Origin of the sequence: Streptomyces lushanensis, from assembly GCF_001700515.1 — a bacterium.
GTDB classification, from domain to species: Bacteria; Actinomycetota; Actinomycetes; order Streptomycetales; family Streptomycetaceae; genus Streptomyces; species Streptomyces lushanensis.
Genome location: NZ_MAUD01000177.1, coordinates 1 through 11,731 on the forward strand (window position 1 = coordinate 1; position 11,731 = coordinate 11,731).

The 11,731-nt window shown below is 70.7% G+C and carries 7 protein-coding genes; 4 read left to right on the plus strand and 3 right to left on the minus strand.

From position 1 onward, the window contains the following. Positions 1 to 27: 27 nt before the first annotated feature. On the minus strand, positions 28 to 930 hold the full coding sequence (locus BFF77_RS16155) for a DUF4132 domain-containing protein (protein ID WP_066949721.1): 903 nt from the start codon (positions 928 to 930) through the stop codon (positions 28 to 30). Positions 931 to 1,106: 176 nt separating this feature from the next. Here BFF77_RS16155 and BFF77_RS16160 point away from each other — a divergent pair, with 176 nt between their 5' ends. The 4 genes from BFF77_RS16160 to BFF77_RS16175 all read left to right on the plus strand — a co-directional run bounded on the left by BFF77_RS16160 (position 1,107) and on the right by BFF77_RS16175 (position 7,628). Further along, a complete protein-coding gene (locus tag BFF77_RS16160; protein WP_066949724.1) occupies positions 1,107 to 2,426 on the plus strand; it encodes a deoxyguanosinetriphosphate triphosphohydrolase in 1,320 nt (439 codons plus the stop codon). Between the two features lie 183 nt (positions 2,427 to 2,609). Then, on the plus strand, positions 2,610 to 3,944 hold the full coding sequence (locus BFF77_RS16165; RefSeq protein WP_066949726.1) for an NAD(P)/FAD-dependent oxidoreductase: 1,335 nt from the start codon (positions 2,610 to 2,612) through the stop codon (positions 3,942 to 3,944). A 138-nt stretch (positions 3,945 to 4,082) separates the two neighbouring features. Further along, on the plus strand, positions 4,083 to 6,047 hold the full coding sequence (dnaG, locus tag BFF77_RS16170; RefSeq protein WP_066949728.1) for a DNA primase: 1,965 nt from the start codon (positions 4,083 to 4,085) through the stop codon (positions 6,045 to 6,047). A 279-nt stretch (positions 6,048 to 6,326) separates the two neighbouring features. Next, positions 6,327 to 7,628 (plus strand): RNA polymerase sigma factor, encoded by a 1,302-nt coding sequence (locus BFF77_RS16175; RefSeq protein ID WP_425424379.1) that lies wholly within the window; start codon positions 6,327 to 6,329, stop codon positions 7,626 to 7,628. Positions 7,629 to 7,843: 215 nt separating this feature from the next. Here the strand turns inward: BFF77_RS16175 and BFF77_RS16180 are convergent, their stop codons facing one another. Both BFF77_RS16180 and BFF77_RS16185 read right to left on the minus strand, forming a co-directional pair. Then, positions 7,844 to 9,772 (minus strand): ABC transporter ATP-binding protein, encoded by a 1,929-nt coding sequence (locus tag BFF77_RS16180; RefSeq protein ID WP_066949735.1) that lies wholly within the window; start codon positions 9,770 to 9,772, stop codon positions 7,844 to 7,846. After that, positions 9,772 to 11,505 (minus strand): ABC transporter ATP-binding protein, encoded by a 1,734-nt coding sequence (locus BFF77_RS16185; RefSeq protein ID WP_066949736.1) that lies wholly within the window; start codon positions 11,503 to 11,505, stop codon positions 9,772 to 9,774. Before BFF77_RS16185 ends, BFF77_RS16180 begins: the two co-directional genes overlap by 1 nt. Between the last annotated feature and the right edge of the window lie 226 nt (positions 11,506 to 11,731).

The window sequence follows — 11,731 nt, forward strand, 5'->3', positions numbered from 1 at the left end:
TCCGTGCCCCGCCCGCCAGTCGCCCGTTCACAGCGCCCCCTCCTCGTCGTCCTCGACCACACGGCCCGCGTACACCAGCGCGGCCATCCGCTCGCCCTCCGACCAGGCGACCGGCCCCACTTCGGCGGGCGGCAGCCGCCGCCCGGCCGCGTCACGCCACTCCAGCGAACCGGTCAGCGTCTCCCCGTCCGGATAGTCGTCACCCACCCAGTACGCCGCCTCCAGCTGCCGGCCGCCCTCGACCAGCGGGCACACCGCATAGCCACCGCGCACCCGGTAGCCGAGCGAGACCGCGCGAGTCGTGGCGTGCCGCAGCTGTGCGAACTTCCCGTTGGCGTACGCACGCCACTCCTGCGCGGACGCGCCCTCCGGAGCGTCCCCGGCCGGCTCCGGCCGCCGCCACACCTCGCGGAAAAGCTGCTCGGCGCCCTGCTCCACGCCCAGCTCCGCCGCGAACTCCCGCAGCTCCGCGAGCTCTTCGAGCAGCACCGGATGCGGAATCAGCACCGCCCCCACCTCGGCCGGATCCAGCCGCACCGAGTCGCCGTCCAGATCGACGACGCCCAGCCCGCGCACGGGATCCGCGTCCCGCAGGAATCCGGCGCGCGCGGTGTCCGCGGAACCGTCCTCGGCCACCGGCGCCACCACGAGATCGCGCAGCACCGACCGCCAGGCGGGATCCGGCCACACCCGCGCCAGCAGCGCCACCGGAACCGGCAGCGAACGCACCAGCCAGAGGTCCACCTGCTCCCGGCACTCCCGCTCGTGCCGCTCCAGCCATTCGGCCAACTGCCGCAGCCGTACCACCTCGGTGTCGTCCTTGAGCTTCGGCGGCACCTGTTTCAACGTGCGGCCCGCGGCATTGCGGCACAGCACCCGAGTGCCGTCCAGCGCGACGGCATACCCGCCCGACGTCTCGATCCAGCCCATGGCAGGACCCCTCCCCGACCTTCCGGTTCCGAACGGGCCTCACAGTAGGAGACCGGTCTGACAACGCCCCGGCGCAGCCTGTGAGCCTGTGGAAAACCTCCGCGTCCGGCCCCCGGGACACCCTCCCGCCGTTCCGCGGACCCCCGCGCGCCACCCACTCCGGTTACCTTCGGTGCATGGCAGGCATTACGGGCACGACCCCGCCGCACTTCGCCACACCGACGGGCGGCTACGACGACGCGGCCACCGAGCGCTGGGCTCCCGAGCCCGACAAGCGGCCGGGCCGCACCGCGTTCCAGCGCGACCGCGCGCGTGTGCTGCACTCGGCCGCGCTGCGGCGCCTGGCGGGAAAGACCCAGGTGGTGACCCCCGGATCACGCAGCCAGGAATGGGACGCCAGCCCCCGTACGCGCCTGACGCACTCCCTGGAGTGCGCCCAGGTGGGCCGCGAGTTGGGCGCCGCGCTCGGCTGCGACCCGGACCTTGTCGAGGCGGCCTGTCTCGCCCATGACATGGGCCACCCGCCGTTCGGCCACAACGGTGAGCAGGCGCTCAACGACTTCGCCGCGGACTGCGGCGGCTTCGAGGGCAACGCGCAGTCGCTCCGGCTGCTCACCCGTATCGAACCGAAACGGTTCGTCCGGTTCACGGAGACATCCGATCCGGTCAGTGTCGGTCTCAATCTGACCCGTGCCACCCTGGACGCCGCCACCAAATACCCCTGGCCGCGCGGTGCTCACCCCACCCGGCCGGACTCGCTGAAGTTCGGGGTGTACGAGGACGACCTGCCCGTCTTCGGCTGGGCCCGCGAGGGCGCGCCGGCGGACCGTACCTGCTTCGAGGCGCAGGTCATGGACTGGTCCGACGACGTCGCGTACTCGGTCCATGACTTCGAGGACGGCCTGCACGCCGGTCATGTCGTCCCGGCCGCGCTCACCTCGGGGACCGAGCGGCACGGCATCTGGGCGGTGGCGATCGGCCGCTATGTGCCACGGGACACCGATCCGGGGGAACTGTCCGCCGCGCTCGACCGGCTCATGGCTCAGGAGTGGTGGCCGCGCGGCTACGACGGCTCCGCCGTGGCGCAGTCCCGTCTCAAGGACGCCACCAGCCAGCTCATCGGCCGGTTCTGTCTGGCCGCAGAGGCCGCCACCCGCGAGGCGTACGGAACGGGCCCGCTCACCCGGTACGCCGCCGAACTGGTCGTTCCGCGCGCCGCCCGGCTGGAGTGCGCGGTCCTCAAGGCCGTCGCCGACCGCTATGTTATGCAGCGCGCCGAACAGGAGGCGCTCCGCGCCGACCAGCGGATCGTCCTCGCGGAGCTGGCCGAGGCGCTCACGGCCCGCGCGCCGGAAGGGCTCGATCCGCAGTTCCGCGCGCTGTTCGACGCGGCTGCCGACGACCGGGCGCGCAAGCGTGTCCTTGTCGACCAGATCGCGTCCTTCACCGACGCGGCGGCCCGCACCCTGCACGCGGAGCTCACCGGCCGCGCCTGACCGCCGGCGCTCCGACCCCGGCCACCGACATGCGCACCTCATGCCTCACCGCTCCTGGCCCGCGTCTGTACGAAAGTAGCCGGATCACAGCAGTGATACACGCCCGTGGAGCGCTCCCTCTTTCGCCATCACGCTCCGTGCGGGACGCTCGCAGATGGCGGCAGCGCGAAGAGGAGGCATCAAGTGGTCGACGCACATCGGACTTTTGTCATCGTCGGCGGTGGGCTGGCCGGGGCGAAAGCCGCGGAAACCCTTCGTTCGGAGGGTTTCACCGGCCGGGTGATCCTCATCGGCGACGAGCGCGACCACCCGTATGAACGTCCGCCGCTCTCCAAGGGTTATCTGACCGGCAAGGAGGAACGGGACAGCGTCTTCGTGCACGAGCCCGCCTGGTACGCCCAGGCCGAGGTCGAACTGCATCTCGGCCAGACCGTCACCTCCATCGACCGGAACCTGCGCTGCGTGCATCTCGGTGACGGCACCTCCGTGCGGTACGACAAGCTGCTGCTGGCCACCGGTGCCGAACCGCGCCGTCTCGACATTCCCGGTACGGATCTGGCCGGCGTCCACCATCTGCGCCGCCTCGCCCACGCGGACCGGCTGCGCCAGACGCTGACCGCCCTCGGCCGCGACAACGGCCATCTGGTGATCGCGGGCGCGGGCTGGATCGGTCTGGAGGTCGCCTCGGCCGCCCGTGGCTACGGCGCCGAGGTCACCGTCGTCGAGACCGCGCCGACGCCGCTCCACCATGTCATCGGGCCCGAGCTGGGCCAGCTCTTCACCGAACTGCACGAGGAGCACGGCGTACGGTTCCACTTCGGCGCCCGGCTCACCGAGATCATCGGCCAGGACGGCATGGTCCTGTCGGCCCGTACGGACGACGGCGAGGAGCACCCGGCCCACGATGTGCTCGCCGCGATCGGCGCCGCCCCGCGTACGGTCCTCGCCGAGGCCGCGGGCCTCGATCTCGGCGATCGCGCCCAGGGCGGCGGTATCGCCGTGGACTCCGCGCTGCGCACCTCGGACCCGGACATCTACGCGGCCGGTGACGTGGCCGCCTTCCCGCTCGCCTTCCCGCGTACCGGTCCGGGCGCCGGTCCCGGCGCCGGCCTGGGCTCCGCTCCGGGCGCCGGCCGCTCCGCCGTCCGGGTGCGGGTGGAGCACTGGGCCAACGCCCTCAACGGAGGCCCGGCCGCCGCCCGCGCCATGCTGGGTCAGGACGTCGCCCACGACCGCGTCCCCTACTTCTTCTCCGACCAGTACGACCTGGGCCTGGAGTACTCGGGATGGGCGCCGCCCGGCTCGTACGACCAGGTGGTGGTGCGCGGCGACGCCGGAAAGAGGGAGTTCGTCGCCTTCTGGCTCAAGGACCGCCGGGTGCTCGCCGGGATGAACGTCAACGTCTGGGACGTCACCGAGGACATCCAGCGTCTGATCCGCTCCGGCGAACGGCACGACCCCGACGCCCTCGCCGACCCGGGCGTCCCGCTCGGCTCCCTGGGCACCCGGAACGGCTGACGACCGGGACCACCCGCGAATCGCCGCGCCGACCACCCGCGAACCGCCACAGCCGACACCCGCGACCGTCCACGGCCGGCCGGCCACGACTGTCCACAGCCGACCAGTGGCGCCCGCCCGCCCCCGTAGTATTCACGCGTGGCAGGCAGGATCAACGATGACGACGTGAAGGCGGTGCGGGACGCCGTCCCGATCGACGCCGTCGTGTCCGAATACCTCCAGCTGCGCAGCGCGGGCGGCGGAAATCTCAAGGGACTCTGCCCCTTCCACGACGAGAAGTCCCCCTCCTTCCAGGTCAGTCCGAGCAAGGGTCTCTTCCACTGCTTCGGCTGCCAGGAGGGCGGGGACACCATCGCCTTCGTGATGAAGATCGATCATCTCTCCTTCTCCGAGACGGTCGAGCGGCTCGCCGCCCAGGCGGGCATCACCCTCCGGTACGAGGAGGGCGGCTACAACCCGGCGAGCCAGCGCGGCGAGCGCACCCGGCTGGTCGAGGCACACAGGATCGCCGCGCGGTTCTACGCGGAGCAGCTCGGCGGCGCGGAGGCCGAGATCGGCCGTACGTTCCTCGCCGAGCGCGGCTTCGACCAGGCGGCGGCCGAGCATTTCGGCGTCGGCTACAGCCCCGCGGGCTGGGACCATCTGACGCGTTTTCTGCGTGGCCAGGGCTTCAGCGACAAGGAGCTGCTGCTCTCCGGTCTCTCCCAGGACGGCCGCCGCGGCCCGATCGACCGGTTCCGCGGCCGGCTGATGTGGCCCATCCGGGACATCTCGGGCGAGGTGGTCGGCTTCGGCGCGCGCAAGCTGCGCGAGGACGACAACGGACCGAAGTATCTGAACACGCCCGAGACCGCGATCTACAAGAAGTCCCAGGTGCTGTACGGCGTGGACCTGGCCAAGAAGGAGATCGCCAAGTCCAGCCGGGCCGTGGTGGTCGAGGGCTACACCGATGTGATGGCGTGTCATCTCGCCGGCGTCACCACCGCCATCGCCACCTGCGGCACGGCCTTCGGCGGCGACCACATCAAGATCCTCCGACGGCTGCTGATGGACAACGGCAGCGCCCGGGTGATCTTCACCTTCGACGGTGACGCGGCCGGGCAGAAGGCCGCGCTGCGCGCCTTCGAGGACGACCAGAAGTTCGCCGCCGAGACCTATATCGCCATCGCGCCGGACAACATGGACCCGTGCGAGCTGCGGCTCGCCAAGGGTGACGAAGCCGTACAGGACCTGGTCGAACCGCGCACACCGCTCTTCGAGTTCGCGATCCGCCAGATCGTCTCGCGCTACGACCTGGAGACCCCGGCGGGCCGCGCGGCGGCACTGGACGAGGCCGCGCCGATCGTCGCCCGGATCAAGAACGGCGCCTCGCAGCACGAGGTCGCCGTCCAGCTCGCGGGCATTCTGGGCATCCTGGACACCCAGTTCGTCGTCAAGCGCGTCGGGCAGGTGGCGCGCTGGGCACGCGACCGCGGTGGCCGCGGTCCGGCCGCGCCACCCGGCTCCCGGCCGGCGGGCCGGCCCTACGAGGACCAGCCGTACGAGAGCGGGACCCGCCAGGGCGCGGGCGGCCCCGGCCCGTCCGGAGCGGGCCCCGGCCGCGGCTCCCCGGGGCCCGCGCTCCATCTCCGCAGCCCGGCCCACCGCACCGAGCGCGAGCTGCTGAAGCTCGCCCTCCAGCGGCCCGAGCTGGTCTCGCCGGCCTTCGACGCCTACGGCGAGGACGAGTTCACCGCGCCGCCGTACGCCGCCGTACGCCGTGCCATAGCGGAGGCGGGCGGCGCCGAGCAGGGCCTGTACTCCGCTCCGGAGTATCTGGCCCGGGTCCGCGAGGCCGCGCCCAACGACGCGGTGCGCGCCATGGTCACCGAGCTGGCCGTGGAGGTGTTCCACGGCAAGACGATCGACGAGATCTACGCGGGGGAGCAGCTCGTCCAGGTACGGCTGCGTGCCGTGGACCGCCGGGTCCGTGAGGTGACCGGCACACTGACGCGGCTCGGCACCCATGCCGAGCCGGACCATCTCGCCGCCGTGCAGAACGAGCTGTGGGTGCTCCAGCAGTACGGCCGCAAGCTCCGCAGCGACGGCGCCAACGCGCTGTAGGCAATACGTCCGGGCCCAGTCCGGCGGCGCCTTCCGTCCGGTCGGCAGTCCTCGCGCCCCCTTGACAGCCCTCGTGCCCCCGGTCGACAGCCCTTGCGTCGAACTCCGCCGAGCACACCTTCCCCACCTCCTGGGTAACGGCACGGTTACGTACGGGACGCAGAAAGTCGCCGCACGCCCCTCGTGACAGTCATGTGTCGTACCCCACACTGGGTTCCGGTGCCTGAGTTCTTCGGAGCGCGGCCGGCCTGCCGACGGTGGGCGCCTGACCACCCGCGGATCCGCTCATCGTGTACGGGACGGAGCACGGCCCGGCCGCCTCCGTCCCGCTGCCGTACGCCCCCGAACCGGCAGCGATCACCCTGGAGGTCGCCCCCCGTGCAGAACCGGACCCCGACTTCGACCCTGACCGTGCCACCGAATCTGCCTCCCGGCGAGTTCACGGCCGCGGTCCCGTCCCAGAGCCGCGCCGTCCACCACCCGGAGGCCGTCCACCACCCCGGGGCCGTCCACCACCCGGAGACGGTGGCGGCGACTGTGTCGACGGCCTTACCGGCGCCGGCTGCGGAGCCCTCGGCCCTGGCTCCGGAGCCCTTGACCGAGGACCCCGTGGAGGTGCCCTTCGTGCCCGAATCACCGGCACGGCGGGGCGGCCGAGCGGACACGGGCGGGCCCTCCTCCGACCTCTTCCGTCAGTATCTGCGCGAGATCGGCCGTGTTCCGCTGCTCACCGCCGTCGAGGAGGTGGATCTCGCCCGCCGCGTCGAGGCCGGTCTGTTCGCCGAGGAGAAGCTGAGCGGCGCCACCGATCTGGACTCCCGGCTCGCGCTGGACCTCGACCGGCTGGTCGTGCTCGGCAGGATGGCCAAACGGCGGCTGATCGAGGCCAATCTGCGGCTCGTCGTCTCCGTGGCCAAGCGTTATGTCGGCCGCGGACTGACCATGCTCGATCTCGTCCAGGAGGGAAACCTCGGCCTGATCAGGGCGGTCGAGAAGTTCGACTACGCCCGCGGCTACAAGTTCTCGACGTACGCGACCTGGTGGATCCGCCAGGCGATGTCCCGGGCGCTGGCCGACCAGGCCCGCACGATCCGGGTCCCGGTCCATGTGGTCGAGCTGATCAACCGTGTCGTACGCGTCCAGCGCAGACTGCTCCAGGAGCGGGGGTACGAGCCGACCCCGGAAGAGGTGGGCCGGCAGCTCGATCTGACCGCCGAGCGGGTCGGCGAGGTGCTGCGGCTCGCGCAGGAACCGGTCTCCCTGCACGCGCCGGTGGGCGAGGAGGACGATGTGGCGCTCGGCGATCTGATAGAGGACGGCGATGCCGCGTCCCCGGTCGAGTCGGCGGCCTTCCTGCTGCTGCGCGAGCATCTGGAGGCCGTGCTCTCCACGCTCGGCGAGCGCGAACGCAAGGTGGTCCAGCTGCGGTACGGACTGGCCGACGGCCGGCCCCGGACCCTGGAGGAGATCGGCAGGATCTTCGGTGTGACGCGCGAGCGCATACGCCAGATCGAGTCCAAGACGCTGGGCAAACTCCGCGATCACGCCTACGCCGACCAGCTCCGGGGCTATCTGGACTGAGAGCGGCGCCGCGCCCGTACGGCCCGAGGCGGTATGCCCCGGGGCAGTACGGACGCGGCGCAGCCGGACGTGCGAACCGCCCGGACCGTTCCCCGCCGACCGCCGACCGCCGACCGCCGACCGCCGACCGCCGACCGCCGCAGTCTCAGCCGACTTCCGGCCGTTCCCGGCCGACTTCCGGCCGCCGGCGTCCCCGCCGGCCGTCGGCCGCCGTCTCAGTCGACCTCCACCACCGCCTGCGCGAACTGCGCCGCGTACAGCCGTGCGTACGCGCCCTCCGCCGCCAGCAGCTCCGCGTGCGTGCCCTGTTCGACGATCGAGCCGCTCTCCATCACCAGGATCACATCCGCGTCCCGGATCGTGGAGAGCCGGTGCGCGATCACAAAGCTCGTGCGGCCGTGCGCCAGCCGCGCCATCGCCTTCTGGATCAGCACCTCGGTCCGGGTGTCCACCGAACTGGTCGCCTCGTCGAGCACCAGGATCACCGGATCCGAGAGGAACGCCCGGGCGATGGTGATCAGTTGCTTCTCACCGGCGCTGACGCCGGAGCCCTCGTCGTCGATCACGGTGTCGTAGCCGTCCGGGAGCGTACGGACGAAACGGTCGGCGTGGGCCGCGCGCGCCGCCTCCTCGATCTCCTCCCGGGTGACCGCGCGCGACGCGCCGTACGCGATGTTCTCCGCGATCGTGCCGCCGAAGAGCCAGGTGTCCTGGAGGACCATGCCTATCTTGGCGCGCAGCTCCGCACGGGACATCCGGGAGATGTCCAGTCCGTCCAGGGCGATCCGGCCGCCGGTCACCTCGTAGAACCGCATCAGCAGATTCACCAGCGTGGTCTTGCCCGCGCCCGTGGGACCGACGATCGCGACCGTCTGTCCCGGTTCCACCGCCAGCGACAGATCCTCGATCAGCGGCTTCTCCGGCTCGTAGCGGAACGAGAGATGCTCGATGGTCACCTGTCCGAGCGACTTGCGCAGCCGCTCCACGGACGGCGCGTCGGGCTCCTGCTCCACCGCGTCCAGCAGCTCGAAGATCCGCTCGGCCGAGGCGACCCCGGACTGGAGCAGATTGGCCATCGACGCGACCTGCGTCAGCGGCATCGAGAACTGCCGCGAGTACTGGATGAACGCCTGCACATCACCGATCGACAAGGTGCCCGAGGCCACCCGCAGTCCGCCGACGACCGCGATCAGCACATAGTTGATGTTGGAGATGAAGAGCATCAGCGGCTGCATGATCCCGCTGTTGAACTGCGCCTTGAAGCCCGCCTCGTAGAGCTGGTCGTTCTGCTCGCGGAACAGCTCGGCCGACTCGTCCGCGCGCCCGAAGACCTTCACCAGCGAGTGCCCGGTGTACATCTCCTCGATATGCGCGTTCAGCGTGCCGGTGACCTTCCACTGCTGGACGAACTGCGGCTGCGACCTCTTGCCGACCTTCGCCGCGACGAACACCGACAGCGGCACGGTCACCAGCGCGACCAGCGCCAGCAGCGGCGAGATCCAGAACATCATCCCCAGCACACCGATGATCGTCAGCAGTGAGTTGATGAGCTGTCCCATCGACTGCTGCAAGGTCTGCGAGATGTTGTCGACATCGTTGGTGACGCGGCTGAGCACCTCACCGCGCGGCTGCTTGTCGAAGTACGACAGCGGCAGCCGCGACAGCTTCGCCTGGACGTCCTCGCGCATCCGGTACACCGTGTTGTTGATGACCCGGATGGAGAGCCGTGTGGAGACCAGCATCAGCAGTCCGGCGGCCACATAGACCACCAGCACCACCAGCAGGACCTCGCCCACCGCGCCGAAGTCGATGCCGTGGCCCGGGGTGAAGTCCACCCCGGAGAGCAGATCGGCGAGCCCGTCGTCGCCCTTGGCCCGCAGTCCCTCGATGGTCTGCGCCTTGGAGGCGCCCTCCGGGGTCTGCCGGCCGATGACTCCCGCGAAGATCAGGTCCGTGGCCTGTCCGAGGATCTTCGGTCCTATCACCGACAGTGCCACGCTCAGCACCCCGGCCGTGAGCATCCACCACAGCGTGGTCCGCTCCACGGCGAGCAGCCGCAGCAGCCGCTTGCCCGACTCCTTGAAGTCCGTGGACCGCTGGACCGGCCCCGCCGCCATCATCATGCGTCCGCCAGGACCGCTCATCAGGCAGCCTCCGCCTCGGTCAGCTGGGAGAGCACGATCTCCCGGTATGTCTCGTTCTGTTCCATCAATTCGTGATGGCGGCCCTCGCCGACGACCCGGCCCTCGTCCAGGACCACGATCCGGTCGGCGTCACGGATCGTGGAGACCCGCTGGGCGACGATCACGACGGTCGCCTCCGCGGTCTCCCGCGCCAGCGCCGCGCGCAGCGCCGCGTCCGTGGCGTAGTCGAGCGCCGAGAACGAGTCGTCGAAGAGATAGATCTCCGGCCGCTGCACCAGCGTGCGCGCGATCGCGAGCCGCTGCCGCTGACCGCCGGAGACATTCGTGCCGCCCTGCGCGATGGCCGCGTTCAGCCCGCCCTCCAGCGCGGCGACGAACTCCCGCGCCTGCGCCACCTCCAGCGCGTGCCACAGCTCCTCGTCGGTCGCGTCGGGCTTGCCGTAGCGCAGATTCGTGGCGACCGTCCCGGAGAAGAGATACGGCTTCTGCGGTACGAGGCTCACCGCCTTCGCCAGCAGCGCCGGTTCGAGGCGCCGCACGTCCTCGCCGTCCACGAGCACCTCGCCGCCCGTCGTGTCGAACAGCCGCGGCACGAGCCCGAGCAGGGTCGACTTGCCGCTGCCCGTCGAGCCGATGACCGCGGTCGTCTCACCGGGCCTGGCGACCACGGACACATCCCGCAGCACGGGCTCCTCGGCCCCGGGGAAGCGGAACTCCGCGCCCCGGATCTCCAGGTGCCCGTGCCGGCGCAGCTCCGTCACCGGGCTCTGCGGCGGTACGACGCTCGACCTGGTGTCCAGCACCTCCTCGATGCGCTCGGCGCACACCTCGGCGCGCGGCACCATCATGAACATGAAGGTGGCCATCATCACGGCCATCACGATCTGCATCAGATACGCGAGGAACGCGGTCAGCGCGCCGATCTCCATCCCGCCGCTGTCGATACGGTGCGCGCCGAACCAGACGACGGCGATCGACGACAGGTTCACCACCGTCATCACGGTCGGGAACATCAGCGCCATCAGCCGGCCGGTGGACACCGCGACATCGGTCAGCTCGGTGTTGGCCTCCTTGAAACGGTCCTTCTCGTAGTCGTCCCGTACGAAGGCCCTGATCACGCGGTTGCCGGTGATCTGTTCGCGCAGCACCCGGTTCACGGTGTCGAGCCGCGTCTGCATCGTGCGGAAGAGCGGTCGCATCCTCTTGACGATGAGGCTGACCGAGACACCGAGCAGCGGGACGACGGCGATCAGCACCGCGGAGAGCGGGATGTCCTGGCCGAGCGCCATGATGATGCCGCCGACGCACATGATCGGCGCGGACACCATCAGCGTGAACGACATCAGGACCAGCATCTGTATCTGCTGGACGTCATTGGTGGTGCGGGTGATCAGCGAAGGGGCACCGAAGTGACCCACCTCACGCGCGGAGAAGCTCTGTACCCGCCCGAAGACGGCGGCCCGTACGTCGCGGCCGAGGGCCGAGGCGGTCCGCGCGCCGTAGTAGACGGCGCCGATGTTGCAGACGACCTGGACCAGACTGGCGGCGATCATGATGCCGCCGAACTCCAGGATGTAGCCCGAATCCCCCTTCACCACACCGTTGTCGATGATGTCGGCGTTGAGGGTGGGCAGATAGAGGGTGGCGCACGTCTGGAGGAGCTGAAGCGCCACCAGCAGGGCTATGGGTCTCTTGTACGGAGCGAGATGGGCTCGCAGAAGTCGAATGAGCACGCGGGGTCTCTCGGAGTCGGCGGCGGGACGGGGGGCCGGACAGGACCTGGATGGGTGGTCGGGCCGGGGGTCAGACCCCATCTTGCGGTACGTCCCCCACGGAGCCCCACGGGTTTATGTCCAAGGACGGGTCAAGAACGACCTCCCGCGCGGACCCGCACACCGACCCGCGCACGGCCCCACCAGGACCGTTACGGCAAGCCGGAGCCGCGCGTGCCCCGTTCTC